Source organism: Marinobacter sp. AC-23, from assembly GCF_001858325.1.
GTDB lineage: Bacteria > Pseudomonadota > Gammaproteobacteria > Pseudomonadales > Oleiphilaceae > Marinobacter.
Genome location: NZ_MBPP01000067.1, coordinates 1 through 24,671 on the forward strand (window position 1 = coordinate 1; position 24,671 = coordinate 24,671).

The 24,671-nt window shown below is 54.3% G+C and carries 21 protein-coding genes and 6 pseudogenes; 25 read left to right on the forward strand and 2 right to left on the reverse strand.

The features are described from left to right. Positions 1–15: 15 nt before the first annotated feature. A pseudogene (locus BCA33_RS19980) lies at positions 16–168 on the forward strand (S24 family peptidase); the annotation flags it as partial. A gap of 43 nt (positions 169–211) precedes the next feature. Then, positions 212–703 (forward strand): cell division inhibitor SulA, encoded by a 492-nt coding sequence (locus BCA33_RS16730; RefSeq protein ID WP_071267646.1) that lies wholly within the window; start codon positions 212–214, stop codon positions 701–703. 8 nt (positions 704–711) lie between these two features. Here BCA33_RS16730 and BCA33_RS16735 read toward each other — a convergent pair whose 3' ends face one another. After that, positions 712–972 (reverse strand): hypothetical protein, encoded by a 261-nt coding sequence (locus tag BCA33_RS16735; RefSeq protein ID WP_071267648.1) that lies wholly within the window; start codon positions 970–972, stop codon positions 712–714. A 254-nt stretch (positions 973–1,226) separates the two neighbouring features. Between BCA33_RS16735 and BCA33_RS16740 the strand changes: the two genes are divergently transcribed. The 23 genes and pseudogenes from BCA33_RS16740 (at position 1,227) to flhB (ending at position 23,179) form a co-directional block, all read left to right on the forward strand. After that, complete coding sequence (locus BCA33_RS16740; RefSeq protein ID WP_071267650.1) at positions 1,227–2,585, forward strand: DUF1329 domain-containing protein; 1,359 nt, start codon at positions 1,227–1,229, stop codon at positions 2,583–2,585. 89 nt (positions 2,586–2,674) lie between these two features. Beyond that, on the forward strand, positions 2,675–3,028 hold the full coding sequence (locus BCA33_RS16745; RefSeq protein ID WP_071267652.1) for an SOS cell division inhibitor: 354 nt from the start codon (positions 2,675–2,677) through the stop codon (positions 3,026–3,028). A 69-nt stretch (positions 3,029–3,097) separates the two neighbouring features. Next, on the forward strand, positions 3,098–4,549 hold the full coding sequence (locus BCA33_RS16750; RefSeq protein WP_071267656.1) for a sigma-54 dependent transcriptional regulator: 1,452 nt from the start codon (positions 3,098–3,100) through the stop codon (positions 4,547–4,549). Positions 4,550–4,769: 220 nt separating this feature from the next. Continuing rightward, a pseudogene (locus tag BCA33_RS16755) lies at positions 4,770–6,007 on the forward strand (PAS domain-containing sensor histidine kinase). Positions 6,008–6,019: 12 nt separating this feature from the next. After that, positions 6,020–7,504: a sigma-54 dependent transcriptional regulator gene (locus BCA33_RS16760; protein WP_071267657.1), complete on the forward strand. Its 1,485-nt coding sequence runs from the start codon at positions 6,020–6,022 to the stop codon at positions 7,502–7,504. Positions 7,505–7,852: 348 nt separating this feature from the next. After that, positions 7,853–8,221: a flagellar hook-basal body complex protein FliE gene (gene fliE / locus BCA33_RS16765; RefSeq protein WP_071267658.1), complete on the forward strand. Its 369-nt coding sequence runs from the start codon at positions 7,853–7,855 to the stop codon at positions 8,219–8,221. A 15-nt stretch (positions 8,222–8,236) separates the two neighbouring features. After that, positions 8,237–9,942 (forward strand): annotated as a pseudogene (gene fliF / locus BCA33_RS16770) (flagellar basal-body MS-ring/collar protein FliF). Beyond that, positions 9,935–10,978 carry a flagellar motor switch protein FliG gene (fliG, locus tag BCA33_RS16775; RefSeq protein ID WP_071267875.1) on the forward strand — a complete coding sequence of 348 codons (1,044 nt, stop codon included), beginning with the start codon at positions 9,935–9,937 and terminating at the stop codon, positions 10,976–10,978. Before fliF ends, fliG begins: the two are co-directional and overlap by 8 nt. Beyond that, positions 10,978–11,751, forward strand: a complete 774-nt coding sequence (locus BCA33_RS16780; protein ID WP_254774535.1) for a flagellar assembly protein FliH — start codon at positions 10,978–10,980, stop codon at positions 11,749–11,751. Before fliG ends, BCA33_RS16780 begins: the two co-directional genes overlap by 1 nt. A gap of 99 nt (positions 11,752–11,850) precedes the next feature. Further along, positions 11,851–13,182: pseudogene (gene fliI / locus BCA33_RS16785) on the forward strand (flagellar protein export ATPase FliI); the annotation flags it as partial. A 65-nt stretch (positions 13,183–13,247) separates the two neighbouring features. Continuing rightward, positions 13,248–13,691 (forward strand): flagellar export protein FliJ, encoded by a 444-nt coding sequence (fliJ, locus tag BCA33_RS16790; RefSeq protein WP_071267659.1) that lies wholly within the window; start codon positions 13,248–13,250, stop codon positions 13,689–13,691. Between the two features lie 124 nt (positions 13,692–13,815). After that, positions 13,816–14,121 carry an STAS domain-containing protein gene (locus tag BCA33_RS16795; protein ID WP_071267661.1) on the forward strand — a complete coding sequence of 102 codons (306 nt, stop codon included), beginning with the start codon at positions 13,816–13,818 and terminating at the stop codon, positions 14,119–14,121. Between the two features lie 24 nt (positions 14,122–14,145). Continuing rightward, on the forward strand, positions 14,146–15,873 hold the full coding sequence (locus BCA33_RS16800; protein ID WP_071267662.1) for a fused response regulator/phosphatase: 1,728 nt from the start codon (positions 14,146–14,148) through the stop codon (positions 15,871–15,873). A 33-nt stretch (positions 15,874–15,906) separates the two neighbouring features. Then, positions 15,907–16,263, forward strand: a complete 357-nt coding sequence (locus tag BCA33_RS16805) for an Hpt domain-containing protein (RefSeq protein WP_071267664.1) — start codon at positions 15,907–15,909, stop codon at positions 16,261–16,263. A 124-nt stretch (positions 16,264–16,387) separates the two neighbouring features. Next, a complete protein-coding gene (locus tag BCA33_RS16810) occupies positions 16,388–17,443 on the forward strand; it encodes a flagellar hook-length control protein FliK (RefSeq protein WP_071267667.1) in 1,056 nt (351 codons plus the stop codon). Between the two features lie 172 nt (positions 17,444–17,615). Then, positions 17,616–18,125 (forward strand): flagellar basal body-associated FliL family protein, encoded by a 510-nt coding sequence (locus BCA33_RS16815; protein WP_071267669.1) that lies wholly within the window; start codon positions 17,616–17,618, stop codon positions 18,123–18,125. 77 nt (positions 18,126–18,202) lie between these two features. Further along, positions 18,203–19,200 (forward strand): annotated as a pseudogene (gene fliM / locus BCA33_RS16820) (flagellar motor switch protein FliM). Beyond that, positions 19,193–19,704: pseudogene (gene fliN / locus BCA33_RS22235) on the forward strand (flagellar motor switch protein FliN). The pseudogenes fliM and fliN overlap by 8 nt, the downstream one beginning before the upstream one ends. Position 19,705: 1 nt before the next feature. Continuing rightward, positions 19,706–20,161 carry a flagellar biosynthetic protein FliO gene (fliO, locus tag BCA33_RS16830; RefSeq protein WP_071267673.1) on the forward strand — a complete coding sequence of 152 codons (456 nt, stop codon included), beginning with the start codon at positions 19,706–19,708 and terminating at the stop codon, positions 20,159–20,161. Between the two features lie 8 nt (positions 20,162–20,169). Continuing rightward, positions 20,170–20,934 (forward strand): flagellar type III secretion system pore protein FliP, encoded by a 765-nt coding sequence (fliP, locus tag BCA33_RS16835; protein ID WP_071267677.1) that lies wholly within the window; start codon positions 20,170–20,172, stop codon positions 20,932–20,934. 27 nt (positions 20,935–20,961) lie between these two features. Next, positions 20,962–21,231, forward strand: coding sequence for a flagellar biosynthesis protein FliQ (gene fliQ, locus BCA33_RS16840; RefSeq protein ID WP_071267679.1), 270 nt, complete (start codon positions 20,962–20,964; stop codon positions 21,229–21,231). 3 nt (positions 21,232–21,234) lie between these two features. Then, positions 21,235–22,020: a flagellar biosynthetic protein FliR gene (fliR, locus tag BCA33_RS16845; protein ID WP_071267680.1), complete on the forward strand. Its 786-nt coding sequence runs from the start codon at positions 21,235–21,237 to the stop codon at positions 22,018–22,020. Between the two features lie 22 nt (positions 22,021–22,042). Next, positions 22,043–23,179 carry a flagellar biosynthesis protein FlhB gene (gene flhB / locus BCA33_RS16850; protein ID WP_071267681.1) on the forward strand — a complete coding sequence of 379 codons (1,137 nt, stop codon included), beginning with the start codon at positions 22,043–22,045 and terminating at the stop codon, positions 23,177–23,179. A 234-nt stretch (positions 23,180–23,413) separates the two neighbouring features. Here flhB and BCA33_RS16855 read toward each other — a convergent pair whose 3' ends face one another. Continuing rightward, complete coding sequence (locus BCA33_RS16855) at positions 23,414–24,670, reverse strand: uracil-xanthine permease family protein (protein WP_071267682.1); 1,257 nt, start codon at positions 24,668–24,670, stop codon at positions 23,414–23,416. Between the last annotated feature and the right edge of the window lies 1 nt (position 24,671).

The window sequence follows — 24,671 nt, forward strand, 5'->3', positions numbered from 1 at the left end:
AGGGTGGTGGGATGAGTCACAGTGAAGCGTTTCAAAAAGGAAGGCTCAAAGGTTTATCTGATCGCCGAAAATGAAGAGTTCGCGCCGATCGAGGTCGACTTGAAAGAGCAAGAATTATTCATTGAAGGACTGGGTGTGGGTGTTATCCGACGTTCCGATCTGCACTGATCGGGCTGGTATAACCACAGACGCATTGAAAAACGGGTGATTTATGGAACAACTTAGCTTCAATCAAAACATGGCGTGGCAACAAAGTAATTTGGCTTGCCCAGTGCCAGAGTACACAGCCCGGAAGCAGCGCACCGTTATTCGAGCCAAGAATAAGCCGAACGTTGTAAGCCCCACTCCGATGGGTAATGTTACTGAAATCATCCTGCCGGAAGGTCAGGTAGAAAACTTTCAGTTGCTGTTGCCTATGTTAACTCAGCTCAATCAGGAAAAGCGTTGGCTGGCGTGGATAGATCCGCCCCAAACGTTGGTTAGCAAATGGCAGAAAATGCACGGCATTGTTACCGGAGAGCTTTTGGTTTTGCGTTCTACTGCAGAATACCCGGCCCGTCAGCTTGCAGAGATCGCCTTGAGCGCAGGCACCTGTCACGCAGTGGTTATGTGGACGGGTAAACTGGGCAGGACGGCCCTTGATTCGCTACAAAAAGCGGCGGCTGAGGGTAATAGCCACGGCGTAGTGCTTAGGCAGCGCTGAGCGCCATTTTAGTGAAGCGTGTAAGCGGGCTGTGCGTCTGGAACGTCCAGCTCGTCATCGTCCCAGTCAATATCGTGTGTGACACTTCCGGCTGCTTCTATTCCGGCGGCAATCATTGCCTTTGCCACTGACAACTCCCGGTCATCCATCATTTCGCGAGCCTCAGTAGAAAACGAAATCTTGACCAGTGGCGCACTGTCGTCGTCAATGCGTCGCAAGGCATAATCGCCGTTGCTCAATTGTACAATTTCGAAAAACGATGGTGACATTTCATTAACCTTTTATACCCGCTGAGCGCTCTGGTGCAACAAGCAGCATCTAGACAAAAACCACTTTTGCGAAATCAGTGAGTGCCCGCCTGAATTAATCCACCATCTTATCATTTTTGCGCGCAGATTTCTTTACTCCTTCTGTCTTGTACTCGCGTGACAATAAAACACAAACAATCACTTGAAACGGGCGTTTGAAATTAGCGAGAATCAGCCACGCTTATGGGTTTATAGATTGTCTGGAGGAGTAGGGAATGCGGAGCCAATTTGTCGCATGTGTAGCAGTACTTTTGTTCGGGGCTTCCGGGCAGGTGCTGTCAGGCGTATCGATAGCGGAAGCTGAACGGTTAAAGAAAGATCTGACGCCGGTGGGTGCCGAGCGCGGAGCCAATGCTTCTGGCAGTATTCCGAAGTGGACCGGAGGGTTGCTTGAAGGGCCAGCCAACTGGCGCAAGGGCCAGATTGAAAAAGATCCGTTTCCTGAAGACGAAGCTATGTTTGTGATCACCGCAAACAATATGCACCTGTATGAAGATAAGCTCTCAGCGGGCTCGATCCAGATGTTGAGCCAGTACGGCCCGAATTTTTTTATGCCGGTTTACCAGACTCGCCGAACCGCTGCGTTTCCCGAACATGTGTATGATAAATACTATGAAAATGCCCTGAGCGCAGAAGTTCTGGAGAACGGCAACGGCGTACGTAATACCATTATGACCAGCCCGTTCCCCATCCCCAAAAGCGGCCTTGAGGTTATGTGGAACCACATTCTGCGTTATCGCGGTGAAGAGGTGTCGTTCCGCAGCGCATCAGCCACCCCGCAGGTGGATGGCTCCTTCAACCCGGTGGTCAACCAGTACGATTATTACTTTGCATACAGCAAGAAAGACACAGAGCTTGCTGATATCGACAACAAAATTTTCTACCTGAAAACCGATACGATCTCACCTTCTACTCTGGCTGGCACCATAACGCTTGTGCATGAAACCCTTGACCAGGTGCGCTCGCCTCGCCTGGCATGGCGCTATGATTCGGGTTCTCGGCGCTTGAGGCGATCGCCGAACCTTGCCTATGAGACGGACCTGCCAAACTCCTCCTCCCTGCGCTCGGTAGATCAGAAGGATATGTATAACGGCGCTCCGAACCAGTACGACTGGGAACTGAAGGGTAAGCGTGAGCTGTTTGTTCCTTATAATGCTTATAAGCTGCACGAGCCGTCGGTTCAACCGGGTGATGTTATCCGTGCCGGACACATTAATCAGGAGCTGACACGCTATGAGCTACACCGGGTGTGGGTGGTTGAGGCAACCCGCCGCACAGGTATCAAGCATATCTACGACCGCCGTGTATTCTATGTGGATGAAGACAGCTGGCAGATCCTGATGTCAGAAGAGTATGACAACGCCGGTAACCTATGGCGGGTTTCTGAGGCCCATAACATTAGCTATTACCAAGAGCCTGTGTTCTGGACTACCATGGAGATGACTTACGACCTCAAGGCGAAGCGTTACTACATTGATGGCTTGGATAATAACTACCCAGCCTACGATTTTGATCCAGGATTCCGGGGCAACGAATTTTCAGCTTCCTCTGCGAGGCGGGCTGCTCGCCGCTGATTCCTGCGCACTAACGACAGGTCGCTGGCGTTCGCTGGTGACCTGTTTAGGTCGTACGTCCTTATCCCTTTTTGCAAGGAGAAAACGTGATGGCTGACCGGCAAAACAGTCTCCCCCCTGAGCTTCAAGTCCATCTGGATGGTGTCGATCAGCTTCTCGCGGATCTTGGTCGCGCTTTGGCGGAGCAAAACTGGGACGCACTGGTGAGTCTCAACGAAAAGATAAAACCTGCATTAGAGCCTTTAATGCTAGCGCTAGAGGCTGGGCAGCTCGACGCGGAGCTGGTGCGAACGCGGCTCGAAGAATTGCGTCAGTTTACGGACGCGGCTGGCGAGTCAGCTACCCGGGCTAAAGCGGAAGCGGAGCTGGCGTTGAAAGGGGTAAATCGTAACCATAGTGCGGCAAAGGCATACCAAAATATTTCCACTCCCCGCCCTAAGTAGCGTCATAAAATTGACTCCTTCGGCTTTACAGTCTTAAATACCGCCCAAATCCCAAAGAGATTCTTGTGAATGTCTAAAAATAACAAGGTGCTGGTGCTGAGTGAGGGTGAGTCGAAGCGCCGGGACATGGCGACGATCCTGGAATTCATTGGCGAAGAACAGGTTATTACGGGTGAGGAAGCCCAGGCACTCATTGAATCTGGTGATATTGAAAGCCTGGCAGACATTTCTGTTGTCGTCGTAAACGGCGAAGACGCGGGTATCGTCAGCACTATCGAGGCGGTGTGTAAGGCGGTTCAGGGTGTTCCTTTTCTTATGCTGGGCGACCCCCCGCTCAAAGGCTTGGCGGAGCAGGATGCCGCGCGCATCATTGCTCGTTTGGAATGGCCACTGAATTACACCAAATTTGTCGATTCGCTTTATCGTGCTCAAATATACGTAGACCAGTTCCGCCGCTCTAAAGAGCGGGGTCAACAACGTAGTCTGCAGCTGTTCCGTAGCCTGGTTGGTACCAGCCGTAAGGTTCAGCATGTACGCCAGTTGATGGAGCAGGTGGCAGACAAAGATGTAAGCGTGTTGATCACCGGCCCCTCTGGTACGGGTAAAGAAGTGGTTGCGCGGAACCTTCACTACCACTCATCGCGGCGGGACAAGCCGTTCGTGCCCGTGAACTGTGGCGCCATACCGGCGGAGCTGTTAGAAAGTGAGCTTTTCGGCCATGAAAAAGGCGCGTTTACCGGTGCCATTACGGCCCGGGTTGGGCGTTTTGAGTTGGCTGAGGGAGGCACCCTGTTTCTGGATGAAATCGGCGACATGCCTCTCAGTATGCAGGTGAAAATTTTACGGGTATTGCAGGAGCGAACGTTTGAGCGGGTGGGCAGCAATCGGACAGTTTCTGCGAATGTCCGTGTTATCGCAGCGACTCATAAGCACCTTGAAGATATGATTGAGTCGGGTGAGTTCCGGGAAGATCTGTATTACCGACTGAATGTCTTTCCCATTGAGGTTCCTTCTCTGCGGGATCGGGTGGAAGATATTCCGCTACTGATTAACGAACTGATTTCCCGTATGGAGAAGGAAAAACGAGGCTCTTTGCGGATGAATTCGGCGGCGATCATGAGCCTGTGCCGGCACGACTGGCCAGGTAATGTGCGCGAGCTGGCGAACTTGGTAGAGCGGCTCTCGATTATGCACCCTTACTCGGTGATTGGAGTGCAGGAGTTGCCGAAGAAATTCCGGTATGTGGACGATTTTGATGAGAACCGGCCGGTTGAAGATTCGGGTATGCCTTCTGGTATTCCGGGTTTGGTGGGGCTGGATGCTCCGGCTTTGTTGCCGGTGAATGGTATTGATCTCAAGGATTATTTGTCGAACCTTGAAAAGCAGCTAATTCAGCAAGCTTTGGATGAGGCTGGCGGGGTGGTTGCCCGGGCGGCGGAGAAACTGCGAATTCGGCGGACTACGCTTGTTGAGAAGGTTCGGAAGTATGGGCTTCGGGAGGAAGAGCCTGAGCAATCCTGAGCAGGTTCTTTTTTAATGCCAGCAAGACGTCAAAGGTTTGTAGCCTTTGGCGTTTTTCGCGTTCAGGGCGACGTAAAACCGTCGCTTACCTTTCTTTAAGTTATTTTAGTCATTGAAATATATGAATAAATATTAGTTGGCACGGCGCTGGCTTAGTGACTTGTAAACGAATCATCCGAAGGGTGTGGCCCAGTGTGAAGGGTTAATCGGGAGTCAGGTTATGAGTCAGGCACAATTTGTCATTCAGTCGGCGGAGCATGAGGCACAGGCCAATGCGGCGGCGGATGCTAACGATAAGGTTAGGGCGTTGTTTCCGCAGCAGGATGATGAGGCGGTGGATTCGGCGCTGGAGATGTTCAACCAGATGTCGCGACAGATTACCGATTCCTATCGCACGCTGGAGTCGCGGGTAAATCAGTTGTCTGGAGAGCTGAGCCACGAGTCGCTGCAACGTCAGCAAGAGCTGGAGGAGAAGGAGCAGTTGGCTGACCGGCTTTCTACTCTTTTGAAAGCTTTGCCGGCTGGCGTGGTGGTTCTGGATAGCCAAGGTTCGGTGTCTCAGAGTAACCCTGCAGCTATCGCGTTGCTGGGTGAACCGTTGGATGGTGAGCGCTGGGTAGATGTGATCCGTCGTTGTTTCTCGCCACGCCAGGATGATGGTCATGAAGTGTCTCTGAAAGATGGGCGCCGGGTGAGCATTGAGATTCGTACGATGGACAACCAGCCCGGGCAGTTGATTCTGCTCACAGATCTTACAGAAACCCGTCACCTGCAATCACAACTGGCCCACGCTCAGAGGCTTTCAGCCATGGGTAAAATGGTCGCGTCTCTCGCGCACCAGATCCGCACGCCGTTGTCCGCGGCGATTCTCTATGGAGGCCATTTAACCCAGGACGATCTGGATGAAGAGATGCGCCAGCGCTGCGCCTCTCGACTGATGTCACGTCTTACGCATTTGGAACAGCAGGTGCGGGATATGTTGATTTTTGCACGGGGCGAAACCCGCTTGGCGGAGGAGTTGTCTGCCGTAACGTTGGTTTCGGCTTTGGAAGCCGCTCTGGAAGGCTCAAGCCTGAAGCCGGTTCGGATGTGATGTTAAAGAATGATGTGCCAGCGGACTGTCGGTTGATGTGTAACCGGGATGCGTTGGTGGGAGCTTGTACCAATCTGGTGAATAACAGCCTTGAGGCCGGTGCGACTGCCGTGGCTGTTCAGGCTACGTTAGAGTCGGATGAATTGCTGATTCGGGTTATGGATAACGGTCCGGGGTTTGGCAAAGTGGAGGCAAAGCGGTTGGCTGAGGCTTTCTACACCACTAAGTCCCACGGCACGGGGCTTGGCCTGGCGGTTGTGCAGGCTGTTGTAAAGGCTCACCAGGGGCAGTTTTTTATCGAATCGCCGGAGCAGGGTGGCGCTGTCGCAACTCTGCGTCTGCCGTTATTGCGTAACATAGGCTGACCGGAGGCAACCATGGCCAAGGCCCAGATTCTGATTGTTGAAGATGACCGCGACCTGCGCGAGGCGCTGATAACTACTTTGGAGCTGGCGAAGTTCCGCGTACGCGAGGCCGCGAATGCTCATGAAGCGCTGATGCAGCTGGCAGAGGCGCCGGTCGATATGGTGGTCAGCGATGTAAACATGCCCGGGCTTTCCGGCCATGAGTTGCTGGGCGAGGTGCAACGGTTGTACCCGGGCTTGCCCATGATGCTGATTACCGCGTATGGCCAGATCAGCCACGCAGTGTCTGCCATGCAATCCGGTGCGGTGGATTATTTAGTTAAGCCGTTCGAGCCCAAAGTGCTTGTTGACGCAGTTACCAAAGTAGTGGGCGGCAGCCGGCAGAAATCCGGCGATGAGCCGGTGGCTGAGGACCCGGCGAGTAAGCGTATTTTTCAGCTGGCAGCTAAAGTGGCTGGCAGTGATTCGACTGTGATGATTTCCGGGGAAAGCGGCACAGGCAAAGAGGTATTGGCCAGGTATATTCACCAGCAGTCTCCCCGGGCGGATGGGCCGTTTGTAGCAATTAACTGCGCGGCTATTCCTGAAAACATGCTCGAAGCCATTCTGTTCGGACACGAGAAAGGTGCTTTTACCGGAGCGGTTGCATCCGCTCCAGGCAAGTTTGAGCAGGCAAACGGCGGCACGATTCTGTTGGATGAAGTGTCAGAAATGGATCCGGCACTGCAATCCAAATTGCTTCGTGTCCTGCAGGAGCGGGAAGTGGAGCGGGTAGGTGGGCGTAAGACCATCACGCTGGATGTTCGTGTGATTGCCACAACCAACCGGGATCTGGCTGATTTCGTACGGGAAGGGCGGTTCCGTGAAGATTTATACTACCGGCTGAGCGTATTCCCCATGCATTGGCAACCCCTGCGAGAGCGCCCGCTGGATATCTTGCCGATGGCAACGTCGTTGCTGAAAAAGCACTGTCGTAAAATGAAACTGACAGGTGTCAGTTTTGCTACCGATGCCCGCAATGCGCTCATGCAGCACGGTTGGCCCGGCAACGTGCGAGAGCTGGATAACGCCATTCAGAGATCGCTGGTGCTGCATCAGGGTAATGTTATCCACGCCGAGGATCTGTGTCTTGTTCTTGGCGCCACAGGCCGTTTTGATGGCCATGGGGCTGCTGGCGCGATGGCAGTTCTGCCCCCGGCGTCGGAGCCGATTAAAGAGACGTACTCCCACAACCCTGAACAGTCAGCTGCTTCGGCCCTTAATTCCGGGGTTGCAGAAGTAAGCTACCCAGACCCGCTAACGGTGGAAGCTGGATCGCTCGAAAATGATCTGCGCCAGCAGGAATTCCGGATTATTATTCAGGCACTCAAGAGTGAGCGCGGGCGCCGTAACAAGGCAGCGGAGCAATTGGGCATAAGCCCTAGAACGCTCAGATACAAGCTGGCGCAAATGCGCGAAGCCGGAATTGATCTGGATGCCGAGCTGGCCATGGCCTAAACACCTTTTGTAATACCCCTTCCTTACGGCACCCTCTGGGTGCTTTTTTTTTGGCTGTGCATCCAGATGGCATGCATCTTGATCAATTTCACACCAGTTCCCTGCAGGCCCCATTCCATGGTGTTGTAGGGTAGCTGTCCCTGCTGTGTTAACAATCTTATCCACAGGTATTGTGGGTAACTACAGCCTGTCAAAACTCTGTCGTCAATGAATGTTCATCGTCTATTTTTGTTTCTAACTGCATGGAAAATAAAGATAAAATAATTGTGGCCTGGCCATTGCTTGGTTGTAACCCATACAGATAGATCAGCATGATTGCCCCAGCCGGGGTGGTGACAGGAGAAAGTTATGGTTCAGCGTGCCGACATCAACAGTGTTCTGTCCGATATTCGTTCACTGCGTTCGCAAATGAATCAGAACCAACGGGTTGAACAAGACCAGTCGGTGCGTGGACGCATTGACGGGCCGCGCCAGGTTGACCAGACCCAAGAGACAACAAGCTTCGGGGATATGCTGGGCAAAGCGGTCAATAGCGTGAATGAGGTTCAGAAAAATGCCGGCGAACTGCAGACGGCCTACAATATGGGCGATCCAAATGTAGATATTACCCGCGTGATGATTGCTGCCCAGAAATCTACTGTGTCCTTCGAAGCTTTAACCCAGGTGCGTAACCGCGTGGTAAGGGCTTACGAAGACATCATGAATATGCCAATCTGATAACGGAGCACAGACATGGCCAGCGTTCCCGCAGAAACTAACTCAAACATGCCAGCCGCCCAGGGAGGCAATGGCTCCGAGAGCAATAGCGACCTGTTTCTGGGATTTAACCGGCTGCACCTTTTACGTCAGATTGGCCTCATGGTGGCCCTTGCAGCCAGCGTTGCATTGGGCGTTGCGGTTGTGCTCTGGGCGCAGGAGCCCAATTACCAGCCGGTGGTGGGCGACTTGTCGGCATACAATCCGCAAGACGTAACCACGATTCTCGAGAGCAACGGCATCGATTACAAGATGGATACCCGCACCGGTGCCCTGCTGGTGCCGTCTGATCAGGTTTACAACGCCCGTCTTAAATTGGCTGCCGAGGGCGTAACAGACCAAAAAACCATGGGTTACGAGCTGCTTGATCAGGATCGTGGCTTGGGTACGTCGCAGTTCATGGAAACCGTTAGCTACCGCCGCGGCCTTGAAGGCGAACTGGCGCGCACTATAAGCAGCATGCGTGGTGTTCGCGGTGCCAGGGTACATCTGGCGATTCCTGAGCGTTCCGTTTTTGTGCGGGATGCCCGTGACCCCACAGCCTCGGTATTTCTCGAAGCATTTGCAGGCCGCCGGCCGGAACAGGAACAGATCGCCGCGATTGTGAATCTGGTGGCTGGCAGCATTCCGATGATGAATAAGGATCACGTCACGGTTGTTGATCAGAATGGCAACCTGTTGACCGGTAAAGAAAGCCGTGGCGATGGCGAGCGTATGCAGGATCAGTACGAGTACACCTCGCGGCTTGAAGAACGCATGACTCGCCGTGTTGCTTCCCTGGTTGCGCCGATTGTGGGCGAAGGTCGGTACCGGGCAGAGGTGTCTGCGGATCTGGATTTCTCATCCGTGGAGCAGGCTGAGGAATTGTTCAACCCGGAACAACAAGCGGTGCGCAGTGAGCGTGACCTTACAGAACAGCGTGTTGCGGGGTTTAATGGTGGCATTCCTGGGGCGTTATCCAACCAGCTCCAGCCAATGCCACCGTGCCGGAACAGGCAAGCGCAACGACGGGCGGTGTTGAGGGAGCAGTGCCTGCACAACCGGTTAATGTGCGTAAGGAATCCACTCGCAACTATGAAATGGATCGCACGGTAAGCTACACCCGCCAGGAGTTGGGGCGCGTGAGGCGGATAACCGTTGCGCTTGCTGTAGACGATATGAAGGTGATTAATCCGGATACCGGTGCGGTGACTTATGAAGCCTGGCCCGAGCCGGAATTGCAGCGCTTGAGCATGCTGGTGCGGGATGCAGTAGGTTACTCAGCCTCCCGTGGTGACAGCGTTACCGTGATGAATACTGCGTTTGCCCCGGAAGAAACATTTGAATTTGAAACTCCGGGGTTCTGGGAGCAGCCTTGGTTCTGGGATTTAATGAAGCAAGTGCTGGCTGGCCTGGTTATCCTTGTACTTGTGCTTGGATTGCTGCGTCCGACGTTGAAAAGCTTGTCTGGTGGTGGGCGGCGTGAGCGTGGTGACGAATCCGATTCGGATGGTTACGGTGGCTTTGATGGTGCCGAAGGCAACGATGCCCTGCGCCAGGCCATGTCCTCTCAGGACGACTTGCTTTTGCCGGGCGCTACAGACGGTTATGATAGGCAGTTGAATGCTCTTAAAGGCCTGATTGCTGAAGACCCAGCGAGGGTTTCTCAGGTGATGCGCCAGTGGGTGAATGTTGATGACTGATCAATCCAGACTGCCGGGAAATGATGCGCCTCAAACGCCTCAGCGGAAAATTCCGCGGGTAGAGCAGGCTGCCATTTTGCTGATGTCTTTGGGCGAGGCAGATGCAGCCGAAGTGCTCAAGCATATGGGCCCGAAAGAGGTTCAGCGGGTGGGTGTTGCCATGGCTCAAATGCGAGACGTCAGTAAGGACGATGTGTCCTTTGTGTTGAGTCAGTTTGTAGATGCTGTAGGTGGCCAGACGGGCCTGGGCGTGGGTAATGATGATTATATCCGTGCCATGCTCACCCAGGCTTTGGGTGACGATAAGGCCGCGAGCCTGATTGATCGCATTCTCATTGGTGGCAACACCACCGGCCTGGATACGCTCAAATGGATGGAGCCAAGAGCCGTTGGCGATATCATTCGTTATGAGCACCCGCAGATCCAGGCCATTGTTATTTCTTATCTGGACCCTGATCAGGCTGCCGAAATTCTCGCAACGCTGGATGAGAAAGTGCGCCTTGATGTAATGATGCGGGTTGCTTCGCTGGAAAGCATTCAGCCCCAAGCCCTGCAAGAGCTCAATGACATACTGGAAAAGCAGTTCTCCGGTGGCTCAGCGGCCCAAACCAGTCGCATTGGTGGAATAAAACGCGCTGCAGACATTATGAACTTTATGGACCGCAGTATTGAGGGCAGTTTACTGGATTCCATCAAGGACATGGATCCGGATCTTGCCACCACCATTGAAGACCTTATGTTTGTATTTGATAACCTCAAGGATATTGATGATAAGGGTATCCAGGCGCTGCTGCGTGAGGTGTCTTCTGAAGTTTTGGTCGTCGCGCTGAAGGGCGCTGATGACGGGGTGCAGGAAAAAATCTTTAAGAACATGTCCAAGCGTGCCTCTGAACTGCTGCAAGACGATCTGGAAGCCAAGGGCCCGGTGCGGGTCAGCGAAGTGGAGTCAGCCCAGAAAGACATTATTACCATTGCCCGCCGCATGGCTGAAGCGGGAGAAATCACGCTTGGCGGTGCCGGCGAAGAAATGATGTGATGAAAGACTCCTCCAAAGACCTCAACCGTATTCCCAAAGAACAGCTAACCGCATACGAGCGCTGGGAACTTCCGTTGCTGGATGCCCGAGGCAATGAAGTTGCCCGTGAGGAAGAGCGCAGTGTCAAACCTCTGACAGCTGGCGATATTGCCGAAATTCGCGAAGCTGCGCGGGAAGACGGTTTGAGCGAAGGCCGGGAGCAGGGTATACAGGAAGGCCTCGCAGAAGGTTACGAGCAGGGCCACAAAGAAGGGGTGGAGGCTGGGCTCGCTGAGGGCAAAGAGCGCGGACACAGCGAAGGTTACGACGAGACCCGCACAGAAGTCACCGCAAGCATTGAGCGCCTTGAACAAATGTTGGGCGAGCTGGTTTTGCCGATTAGCCGGCACCAGGATGAACTTGAAACCTCGCTGCTTAATCTAACAATGGTACTTGCCCGGGCCGTTGTTTATCGCGAGCTGACGATTGACTCGTCTCAGATACGGCAGGTGGTGCGCCGGGCCGTTGAGGCGCTGCCTTCAACGGCTGAAAATATTCGTGTGTATGTTCACCCGGACGACTACAGCGCAGTTCGCGAAGTTGCTGAGCGCTTTGAGGCTGCAGCTTCTGTTGTGGAAGATGACAAAGTACTGCCAGGCGGCTGCCGGGTTGAGACCCGCAACAGCCTTGTCGACTTTACCGTTGAAAAGCGCTTCCAGCGCGCCGTTCAGCGCATGCTGGAGCAACAGACAGACGACAGCGAAATCGGCGAGTCCGAAGACCTGAGTGCCTGATGGGCGACCTGACAGACTTTCAGCGGGACGTGCTGAGCACGCCGGAGAAAACCCCGAGCGAAGACCTTACCAAAGATACTCCCACCGAGGATAAGCCTGATGACATCCTCCCTGGCTGATCGCCTGAGCCGATACCAGGCGCAGTTGCGTGCAGATTTAGAACCCGAGCTTTCAGGCCGCCTGACCAGAATGGTTGGGCTAACGCTGGAGTGCGTGGGTTGCCCTATGGTTGTGGGCGATCGCTGTGTGATCAAGGGCGAGGGTTCAGGCACGGTTGAAGCTGAGGTTGTCGGGTTCGAAGATGACAAGGTGTACCTTATGCCGCTGACCGCCATTGAGGGTCTGAAGCCAGGTGCCAGGGTGGTTCCGCTGTCTGCGGCCAGCCGGGTTCCGGTGGGGCCCTTATGCTGGGCCGCGTGGTGGATGGCAGTGGTGAGCCTCTTGATGGAAAAGGGCCACTTCAGGCCGAAGCCCGGGTTCCCCTTACCGGCGAAATCATCAACCTCTTAATCGAGCCCCCGTGCGGCAGTCTATGGATGTGGCATCCGGGCCATAAACGCCTTGTTGACCGTTGGCCAAGGGCAGCGCCTGGGACTTTTTGCCGGCAGTGGCGTTGGTAAAAGTATGCTGCTGGGCATGATGACGCGATTTACCGATGCCGACATTACCGTGGTTGGGCTGATTGGCGAGCGGGGCAGGGAAGTTAAGGAATTTATTGAAGACATTCTGGGTGAAGAGGGACTGGCCAGATCGGTTGTGGTGGCCTCGCCGGCTGATGACTCGCCACTGATGCGCTTGCGAGCGGCCATGCTCACCACTCGGATTGCCGAATATTATCGCGACAAAGGCAAGCGGGTGCTTTTACTGATGGATTCGCTGACCCGATACGCCCAGGCCCAACGTGAAATTGCGCTGGCGGTTGGTGAGCCCCCAGCCACCAAAGGTTATCCCCCTTCCGTGTTCGCCAAACTTCCACAGTTGGTAGAGCGCACGGGTAATGGTTTGCCTGGGGGCGGTTCTATTACTGCGTTTTATACCGTGCTTACCGAAGGTGACGACCAACAGGACCCCATTGCGGATGCGGCGAGGGCAATACTGGACGGCCACATTGTGCTTTCGCGCCGGCTCGCGGAAGAAGGGCATTATCCGGCCATCGACGTAGAAGCCTCCATTAGCCGGGTAATGCCGCAAGTGACAGAAACTGAGCACTTTGCCCGAGCCCAGCGTTTCAAGCAGGTTTATTCCCGCTATCAGCAAGCGCGGGACCTGATCAGCGTTGGCGCTTACGTGAAAGGTTCCGATCCGGAAACCGACTTTGCCATTACTCATATCGGCAATATGCGCCAGTTCCTGCAGCAGGACCTGAACGAACGTGCTTCGTTGCCCGAGAGTGTTGAGGGGTTGTTGTCGGTAGTTCCGGAGCGTCGCTCACCCGATCGCCGGAAATCTGCCGTTCCCGATCCTGTGGCTGCCAATGCCAACCGGGGTGGTGATTGATGTTGCGCTCTCAGCGCCTGGCCGTCGTGCTTGCTCTGGAAGAACGCAAGGAAAAAGAAGCGTTGGAGCACATGGGCAAGGCCCGTGAGTTGGTGGAGCAACACAGCGAACAGGTAAACAACCTGAATCGCTATCAGCAGGAGTATCGGGATCAGATCCGCAACAGCCAGCACGGCGTGGTGCAGGTTAGCCGCTTGCAGGCGTGGCAGGCATTTATTGGCCAGCTTGATCAGGTAATCCTGCAGCAACAAAAGCAACTGACTCAGGCCCAAGCGGTTTTTGAAGCCCGCCGGCATGAATGGCAGCAGGCTTGGGAGCGACGGCGAGGTATGGAGAAATACATCGCGACCTGTCGCCAGCAAGAGTCCAGGGTGCAGGATCTGCAGGAACAGAAGCTGTCCGATGAAGCTGCGGGCCGTGCCTTTGCCCGTCGCCGCCGTTGATGTAAACGCTGAATCAATCCTCACTCCATGCAAACTGGCTACGCTGGGCTATCCTTATATAAATACAGGCTGCCGTAAGTCGTGGGGCCAGATGTTTCAGTGAAAATCACCGGAGGTTTTGCGGATGCCGATTCATACCCGCAGCAGTCACGACGGTCAAATCTTGATTATCAGTATAGACGGGCGCTTTGACTTCAGTACCCATCAGGCCTTTCGTGATGCCTACGAACATGGCGGTAAAGATGTCGATGGCTACATTGTGGACTTATCGGATGCGACCTATCTCGACAGCTCAGCGCTAGGCATGTTGCTCCTGTTGAGGGACTATGCCGGGGGTGACAATGCCAACATCGCCATTGAGAACTGCAACAACGACGTTCGCAAGATTTTAACCATTTCCAACTTCGAGCAGTTGTTCACCATCCGGTGATTGCTCAGGCCGCTGGAGCCTTCCATGGATGAGTCTGCAGCAGAAAGTGGCCCCCTGAATATCCTCATTGCTGATGATAACGACAGTGACCGCCTGATACTGAAAACCCTGCTCAAGCGCCTTGGCCATGACGTGCTTGATGCCGCCAATGGCGAGGAAGCTGTGGCGCTTTTTCGCTCAAAAGGCCCGGACATTGTTTTACTGGATGTGCTGATGCCCGGTATGGATGGAATGGAAGCCGCCCGCCAGATCAAAGAGCTTGCGGCTGAGCGCTTGGTGCCGTTGATTTTCATTACCTCTTTGACGGAAGTTGAGGCGTTGGCCAAGTGCCTTGAGGCAGGCGGGGACGGGTTTCTCAGCAAGCCCTATAACCGGGTGATGATCAAAGCCAAAATTAATGCCTTTAACCGGATGCGTTTGATGCACCAGGCTCTTTCAGATCAGAGAGACCTGATGCTTGCGCGTAACCGGCAACTGCTGGAAGAGCAGCATGTGGCAAGGCGGGTTTTTGACAACGTCGCGCACACTGGGTGCCTAAACGCCGCTAACATTCGCTATCACGCATCACCTTTATCCGTTTTCAGTGGCGATGTGCTCTTTGCGTCGCCCCGCCCCGCAGGGGGAATGCTTGTGTTTGCAGGCGATTTTACAGGCCACGGGCTGCCGGCCGCCATTGGTGCTATGCCCATTGCTGAAACCTTTTATGGCATGGCCAGCAAAGGCTTTAATGGTTCTGACATCCTGCGGGAAATTAATCAAAAGCTCGTGCGGATACTGCCGAAAGATATGTTTTGTTGCGCAGTCATGGTTGAGGCGGATTTTGGGCTTAATCAGCTGAACGTCTGGAATGGTGGCCTGCCTGATACGTGGCTGATCCGTTCGTCTTCAGAACGTTTTATTTTGCCGTCCTTGCACTTGCCTCTGGGTATTCTGAGTGCAGAACAGTTCAGTGCTGAAATGGAGATCGTCAGGTCTCTGCCTGGCGACCGGTTGCTATTAATGACCGATGGCGTTCTCGAGTGCGCAAACGGCGAAGGTCAGCTCTTTGGTGAGCAAGGTGTGCGCTTGGCTGTTGAAAGTGCAGGCGCTGAAGGGCATCCATTTGATGCGCTTATGGCTGGGATACAGAGGTTTACCGGGCACCAGAAGTTCGGAGACGATCTTACGCTGTTCTGCTTGGAAATGGTTGATGAGGCAGGCCTTACGGTGCTGCCGGATAATACTGCGCCATCCACTTTGGCGGGACCTACGCAGTGGAAATGTGTGTATGAGGTCCAAGGGCGCACACTGGAAGAGTTCAACCCATTGCCGTTGTTGCTTCATATTTGCATGGAAGTGCCGGGGCTGCGGCGTAAAAGTGGAGAAATCTATACACTGCTCTCCGAGCTATACAATAACGCGCTGGAGCACGGTGTGCTTGAGCTGCCTTCAGAGTGGAAATACACCTCGGAGGGTTTTAATCGCTACTACTCCGAGCGTACGTCGCGCCTGGGTACGGTGAGTAATCATTATATCCGGTTCAACTTTCATCATGAGCCTATGCACTGGGGCGGGCGGCTGAGTGTTGTGTGTGAAGACAGTGGTCGAGGGTTCGATTTCCAGAGTCATCCGGTACTGCAATCCACAGAGATGGCGCAGAGCGGTCCCCGGTATGGGGGGCGGGGCCTGGCTTTGCTAAAGCGGCTGACAGAATCCATCAGGTTTCACGAGCAAGGGAACCGGGTGGAAATTGTTTATGATTGGTACCTTTAACAGACACTTTAAACAGACACCAGGGAGTTGGTCATGGTTGATAAACCACACCTTGATGAAGAAGCTCTGGCAGAGCTTCAGGACGTAATGGAGGATGAGTTTGAGATGCTCATTCAAACCTATCTTAAGGATTCGAAAGAGCGCATAGAAAGCCTGAAGGCGGCGATGAAAGATGGAAATGCCGACACCTTCGCCAAGACTGCCCATAGCTTTAAGGGCAGTTGCATCAACATTGGTGCTCCGCGCCTTGGCGCATTGTGCCGGAAAGCGGAGAAAGCTGGACAGGAGGAACGACTGAGTGATGCACCGCCTGTGCTGGTCGCCATAGAGGCGGAGTTTCAGCGAGTGACGGGAGCCCTTCACACGTTGATGGCGGGAGGCGCCGGATAGGCTTTTAGGCAACAAGAGCCTTTGGCTGGCATTGCTTTTGCAGCTGTTTGATAAAACGCCTGGCAGTCCGCCTTGAAACGGACTGAATCAGGCACCTACGGATCAAAAGCGGCAAGAGGTTGCCATGACTCAGATGGTTCTTCCCCAGACTCCCGCGCCAGGGATGCAGAACGATGCCGGTGCGTCAAAAGCCGGTTCCGGTCTTGATAGCAGTGCCGGTGAAAACCGTTACGACTCGGTGTCTCGTGCGCAGTCAGCAAATCAGGCTGAGCCAGCCAGAAAGCCCGGTGAATCGGGCAGGAGTGATAAGGCAACGACAAAAGACGAAAGCGCCACGATTGGTAACGAGGCTGACGGAAAGAGCGCAGAAATAGCGCCTGACATGGAAGCCGTAACCACTCCTCTGACCTTTGCAGAGTTGCAGGCGTTGCTCTTGCCCGCAACAGGGCAGGCGGGGGCTACTGGTTTGGCTGTCAACAAGTCAGCAGTAGGGCAGGGCGCCGAACTATTTGCAGGGCTTGTCGGGGGCAAACCAGGGCAGGCTGTTTCTGGTGGGCTTACGGCTGGCCTGCCGCTAGCGGATGCTTTGATGCCGGCAACCGGGAAAAAAGCCGGCGCAATTGACCCTTCCGCGCTGCTAACAGGAACCCGGTTCGAATCTGTTATGGAGCTTGTTGCTCAGCAAGGCACTAACACTGCCGGCAAACTGGCGACAGAAGCACAAGTGCCCCTGCGGAGTTACGCCACATCAATTGATGTTCCGGTAAATCACGCAGAGTGGGGTGATAAGCTGATGGGGAAACTCAGCTGGCTTACTGCCAAAAACCTGTCGGTTGCTGAAATTCACCTCACTCCGCCTGATATGGGACCGATGGAGGTTCGTGTTCGGGTTCAAAATGATCAGGCCAATATCACCGTCCACGCTGCTAACCCGGTTGTAAGGGATCAGTTGGAACTGCACTCGCATCGGCTTCGGGACATGCTGAGTGAGCAGGGCCTCTCGCTGGCTCAGTTTGACGTCTCTAGCAACTCTCAGAACTCGGCGGGAGAACAGAGTACAGGAGAGGGAGACGGCACATCTTCTGGCTCAGACACTGTGCTCTCAGCTGGTGGTGAAGATGAGGTGCAGGCTGGCAGTCTTGACCTAAGCTGGAATGGCGCCGTCGATGTGTTTGCCTGAGCCGCGTTGCCCTAACTGAGCACTGCTCGCCAATCCGTTTTGCCCATCCCTCCATGCAACGCTAAACTGCGGATCTGAGTGGAGGAGTGGGTCTTCTGGCCCGTCCTTTGCAGTCAATTTGTAAAAGTCATGGAAAAGTACCTTCATCGACGGATTTCTGGCGAAAAATACTATGGCAGAAAACAGTGCAGCTGAAACAGCACCGGCCAAAAAAGGTAAACTGAAGCTCATCATCCTACTGACAGTTGTGGTGATGCTGGCGATTGCGCTGTCGATTGCAGGCACCCTATGGTTTCTTGGCGGTGGGCTGCCCGGTATGGGAGACGATGCCACCGCGGAAGATGAGATAGCAGAAGAGCCCTTTGTGCCCAGCGTGTATCTGGATATTGGAAAAGCACTGGTAACGACGGTGCAGGGTGAAGGGCGTCAGCGATATGCCCAGGCCTACGTGGCTCTCGGGGCCACAGATGCTCAGGCATTGGCTGCAGCAAAATTACACATGCCTTTGATACGCAGCCAGTTGGTGATGGTGCTTGGTAATAGCAGCTATACGGCGTTACAGACGCCGGAAGGGCGACAAGGCCTGGTTGAAAATATGTTGACCACAGTTAACCAGGTGCTGGAGCAGGAAGGTGAACCCGCAGTGAACCGGGTGCTGTTCAGGAACTTTGTCGTTCAATAAAGAGTGCGGTAGAGAATGTAGTAGAAAGTGTAATAGAGCCCAAGCATGGGCAATGCTTTTCAGCAGCAGGACGATATATGCAGGATTTACTGTCACAGGATGAAATTGATGCGCTCCTTCATGGCGTGGATGATGGTGACATTGATACCTATGAAGAAAGCGATGAAGCTGGCGTAAAGTCTTACGATCTTGCCAGCCAGGATCGCATTGTGCGGGGCCGGATGCCCACGCTGGAAATGATCAACGAACGCTTTGCTCGTTATACCCGCATCAGCTTGTTCAACCTGCTGCGCCGCAATGCGGATGTCTCCACCGGCGGTGTTCAGATCATGAAGTTTGGCGAATACATACACACTCTGTATGTGCCCACCAGTCTGAACCTCTGCAAGGTTCGCCCATTGCGGGGTACATCCCTGTTTGTTCTGGATGCCAAACTGGTGTTCAAGTTGGTTGATAACTTTTTCGGTGGTGAAGGGCGCCATGCCAAGATTGAGGCAGGGAGTTCACGCCAACGGAAAATCGCATTGTGCAGATGGTGCTGAACCAGGTTTTTAATGACATGCAAGAAGCCTGGCAGGCAGTCATAAAAGTGGATTTCGACTACCTCAGCTCCGAGGTAAACCCGGCCATGGCGAACATTGTCAGCCCCAGCGAAGTGGTGGTGGTCAGTACCTTCCACATAGAGCTTGATGGCGGTGGCGGTGAGCTCCACTTTGCCTTGCCCTATTCCATGATCGAACCGATACGGGACGTGCTGGATGCCGGCGTGCAAAGTGACATTGACGATATTGATGAGCGCTGGGTGGGTGCACTGCAAGAAGATATAAAAGAAGTGGATGTCCCGATAAATACCACGGTTTGCCGGCGCCGGATTTCTTTGAGAGAAATTGCCAAGCTGAAAGCTGGCGATATCATCCCGGTAGAAGTGCCCGATTACCTGACAGTAACGGCCAATGGTGTTCCTATCTATAAAGCCACCATGGGAACTCGGGACGGAAAGCTGGCGTTGAGAATTCATGAGCGGGCGACACGCCCCAAGGTAAAAAAACAACTGAAGGTAGGACCTAATGGCTGACGACAAGAAAGATGGTCAGGAGCTGAGCGAGGACGAAAAATTGGCTGCCGAGTGGGAAGCTGCCATGGAAGAGTCCGGCGGCGAAGGTTCAGAAGAGCCCCCGGGTGATGAATGGGCTCAGGCTATGGAAGAAGCCGGAGAGACCGGCGGCAATGCCAATGCTGACGCTAATAGTAGTGTGCGTGCAGCGCCCATGGAAGAATTTGATGAAGGTTCCATGACGACTCAGGCAGCGGGCCACCACCGGATCTGGATGTGATCCTGGATATTCCAGTGAGCATTTCCATGGAGGTGGGGAACACCCAGATACCTATTCGGAACCTTCTGCAGCTGAACCAGGGGTCAGTAATCGAATTGGATCGGCTTGCCGGCGAGCCACTGGATGTGCTGGTTAACGGTACACTCATTGCCCACGGTGAGGTGGTTATGGTTAACGAAAAGTTCGGTATTCGCCTGACCGATGTGATCAGCCCAGGCGAACGCATCAAGCGGCTGCAGAAATAATATGTGGGTAAAAACGGCGGTTGCGTCACTGCTCCTGTGGGCAGCACCAGTTATCGCAGAAGAAACAGCCAAAGCCCCACAAAATGCTGCGGCTAAAACTGTTGGCAATGCGCCGGATACCATGGGTACTTTGCTTAGCCTTGGTGCCGGCCTGCTTGCTGTTATTGCAATCATTTATGGCTGTGCCTGGATCATCCGCAGAATGAATGGCATGACAGGCATGAACAATAATGCCATCAAGGTTGTCTCCGTGATGGCCATTGGCGCCAGGGAGCGCATCGCGTTGATTGAAGTGGGCGGACAGCAGATCCTTCTGGGTATTACTCCCTCAGCGATACGGACGTTGCAGGTTTTTGAAGAGCCTGTTGTGGACGCCGGCAACCCGAATTCCGGAGATTTTGCTAAACGCTTGCAAAGCATGATTGGTAAATCCTGGACGGCTCCGAGTAAGGAATGATTAGCCCCATGATGTTGGCAACACTCAAACGACTCATTCCGCTCTTTGTCGTGCTCACAGGGCTATTCTGGGCGCCTTTGGCGTTCGCAGACCTGCCTGGTATTCCGGCGTTTACGGTTCAGCCCGGTGAGGGCGAGGGTGTTGAGGAATACACCGTAACCCTGCAGATTTTGGCGTTGATGACGGCGCTGACCTTCCTGCCGGCCATGTTGATGATGATGACCTCTTTCACACGGATCATCGTGGTGTTCGCGATTCTGCGCCAGGCACTGGGCCTGCAGGCCACGCCTTCAAACCAGATATTGCTCGGCCTGGCCTTGTTTCTCAGTATTTTTATCATGAAGCCGGTACTCGAAGAAGCAAACCAAGTAGGCCTGCAGCCATACTTGCAAGAGGAAGTTACGTCTCTGGAAGCCGTTCAGCTTGCCAGTGAGCCCTTCAAGACATTCATGTTAGGGCAGACCCGGGAAGATGACCTGGCGCTGTTCATGCGCATTGCGGATGTTCAGTACGATACAGCACAGGATGTCTCTTTCTGGATACTGATGCCCGCCTTTGTAACCAGCGAGCTTAAAACGGCGTTCCAGATAGGGTTTATACTGTTTATCCCGTTTCTGATTCTCGACATGGTTGTGGCCAGTGTACTGATGGCTATGGGTATGATGATGCTGTCCCCCATTATTATCTCGCTACCATTCAAAATCATGCTGTTTGTACTGGTAGACGGTTGGGCCCTTATCATGGGTACGCTGGCAGCCAGTTATGGGATATAGGCCGGTTATGACACACAGGAGAGCGCGATGACTCCGGAAACCGTTATCGACATCATCCGGGAAGCACTGTGGATGATCGTCCTCTTTGCCTCTGTGATCATTGGGCCAGGCCTGGTGATTGGCTTGGTGGTTAGCACCTTTCAGGCGGCGACCCAGATTAACGAGCAAACCCTGAGCTTTCTGCCACGCCTGCTGGTCACACTCATCGTGATCATTGTCTTGGGGCCATGGCTGTTGACCAAGCTTTTAGATCATGCGCACCGACTTATCTCCAGTATTCCTTACCTGATTGGCTAATCCATGATCCCTGCGGAACTCAGTGCAGATATGCTCGGCCAATGGGTGGGGCAGCATCTTTGGCCCCTGTTCCGTCTGGCCAGCTTTTTGATGGTTATCCCCATTTTTGGCACCCAGCTGGTGCCCGCTCGGGTGCGCCTGGGGCTTGCGCTGTTAATGACGATCCTGATCGTGCCCATGATTCCGGAAGTGCCCCAGGTTGAAGCCTTGAGTGCCGACGCGGTGGTGATCACCCTGCAACAGATACTGATCGGTGTAGGTATGGGGTTTGCATTGACGGCGCTCTGGCAGTTGTTCGTCGTTGCGGGTCAGATGATCGCCATGCAAATGGGCTTGGGTTTCGCCTCGATGGTCGATCCTGCCAATGGTGTTAACGTACCTGTACTGGCCCAGATTTACACCATTACCGTCACCCTGTTGTTCCTGGCCATGAACGGCCATCTTGTGGCTTTTGAAGTGTTTATTGAAAGCTTTCGAACCATGCCTATTGGCATGGAAGGCCTGGGCCAGGTAGGTGTTTGGGAACTCGCCCACAGAGTAAGCTGGATGTTTACCTCCGCCATGTTGTTGGCGTTGCCGGCGGTGACCGCCGTACTCATCGTCAGTATATCCTTTGGTGTAATGACCCGCGCCGCGCCCCAGATGAACATCTTTGCCTTGGGCTTTCCGATTGGCCTGATTTTTGGATTGTTTGCTATATGGGTGCTGCACGCCAATTTCCTGCCGCACTTCCAGGAATACACCCGGCAAACGTTTGAGTTTATGCGGGGCCTTCAAGGGCAACCCTAGCTGATAGGCCAAGAGTCAGAACATGGCAGAAGAAAACGACAACAGTCAGGAGAAAACCGAAGAGGCCACGCCCAAACGGCTCGAAAAAGCCAAGGAGGACGGCCAGACTGCGCGATCAAAAGAGTTGGCCACCATGGCTGTGCTGATCGCCGGCGCTGGAGGGCTGTTAATGTTTGGCGCGCAACTGGGGGCCTCCATGGAGGCCATCATGCGCGATGCCTTCACGCTTGAGCGCTCTGCCATATTTGATACCAGGCATATGAGTGTTCAACTGATTGCCTCTGCCAAAGAAGCCGCGTGGGCCTTGGCGCCCATTCTTACCCTCCTGCTTATCGCTGCCATCGCGGGCTCCATCGGCATTGGTGGCTTGCTGTTCAGCGGCAAAGCTATTGCGCCCAAGCTTAACCGCATGGATCCCATCAAAGGCCTGGGCCGCATGTTCTCCGCGCGTTCCTTGATCGAGCTGGTCAAGGCCATCGCTAAAGTGGGCTTGGTTATGGCCTTGGCGATCCTGATACTGAACCTTCGTACGGAAGATTTGCTATCCATCGCCAATGAGTCGGCAGTGCCGGCGATGGAGCATGTGCTATGGACACTAGGCTGGAGCTTTTTCCTGCTGGCCTGCGCCACGATTATCATTGCCATGATTGACGTGCCGTTCCAGATTTTTGATCACCAGAAAAAGCTGCGAATGACCAAGCAGGAGGTGAAAGACGAGTACAAAGACAGCGAAGGCAAGCCCGAGGTTAAAGGCAAAATTCGCCAACTCCAGCGTGAAATGTCTCAACGCCGCATGATGCAAGACGTGCCCACGGCCGACGTTGTCATCACCAACCCGACCCACTATGCGGTAGCGCTGAAGTATGATCCTGATTCCATGGGTGCACCCATGGTTGTCGCCAAAGGCGCCGATGAAATCGCCTTCAAAATCATGGAAATCGCCCGGGAACACAAAGTCGAGCTCCTGCGCACGCCGCCGTTAACTCGTGCTGTGTACCACAACAGTGACATAGGCGACGAAATCCCTGATGGCCTCTACATGGCCATCGCTCAGGTTCTGGCTTATGTGTTCCAGCTCCGGCAGTTCCGCAAGGGGCGTGGCCCCAAGCCTGGCATGCCCGATTTGCCGATTCCTTCTGACTTGCGGCGGGATATCTGACTTGGGTTCCTGGCCTGCTGATTTGGGGGTTTCAGGACTGGTGACTTTGGGGGGAGAGCGGTAGTGGCGGTGCTGTTCAGGACACGCTGCGAGCCCATCCTTGGGCGCTTGACGGTGACCGTCCTTGGCCACCGACAGTCCTGAACAGCCCCGCCACTACCGCTCGTTGAACCTCGCGATATCGCTAGCACCCGCAGGCAAGCACCTGAACCAACAGGCTACAAGCCAGAGGGGTCAGTTTTCTTTGTGTTCGTAAATTGCTTTGCCCCAGGCTTCGCGGCTACCCGGAAGTATCAGGTTCAGGATGATGGCAGCAACCGCACATAGGGCGATACCCTCCAGGTGGCCGAGCACCATGCCACCTATACCGAACACCAGTGTCACGCCGACGATTACCAGATTCCGCGCCTGAGAAAGATCCACCTGATGGCGGATCAGCGTGCTCATGCCGACAACTGCAATGGAGCCGAACAGCAGGCAGAGAATGCCGCCCATCACCGGTACCGGAATGGTCTGCAGAACCGCACCAAACTTGCCTACAAAGGCCAGCACGATCGCAGTGCAGGCCGCCCACCACATGACTTTCGGGTTAAAATTACGGGTCAGCATTACCGCACCGGTTACTTCCGAGTAGGTGGTGTTCGGCGGACCGCCCAGTAATGCGGCAGCGCTGGTGGCCAGGCCATCGCCCAGAAGGGTGCGATGTAGGCCCGGCTTTTCCAGGTAGTTTTTGCGGGTAACGTTACCAATCGCCAGAATATCGCCGATGTGCTCAATAGCCGGCGCAATGGCAACCGGAATCATGAACAGAATGGCACCCCAACTGAACTCTGGTGCCACAAAGTTGGGGATCGCAAGCCAGGGCGCCTGCTGAATAGGCGTGGTATCAACCACCCCTGCGAAAGCAGACAGAACATAACCCACAATCACACCAAACATGATCGGGATAAGGCGGAAGATACCCTTGGACCAGACCGAGGCAATGATGGTCACAGACAGCGAGATCATGGCAATCCACAAAGCGGTATCCTGAGGTATCAGCTGGATAGCACCATCACCGGTGCGGCCAGAAGCCATGTGTACCGCAACGGGCGCCAGCCCCAGGCCGATCACCATAATGACCGGCCCTATAACCACCGGTGGCAACAGGCGAGTAACAAAGCCGGTGCCACGTAGCCGTATTGCACCGCTAAGGAGGATATAAAGGATACCCGCAGCCATCAGGCCGCCCAGGGTTTCCTCAAGACCGAACTTGCCCTTGGAAGCGATAACCGGTGCGATAAATGCGAAGGATGAGGCCAGGAAAATAGGGATCTGGCCACCGGTCACAATATGAAAGATCAGCGTGCCCAGGCCGGCGGTGAACAGCGCAACGTTGGGGTCCAGGCCGGTGATCAGCGGCATAAGAACCAGCGCACCAAACGCTACGAGAAGCATCTGTGAGCCCGCAATCGCCTGTTTCCAAACAGGATCCTTGGTCTGGTCTTCCATG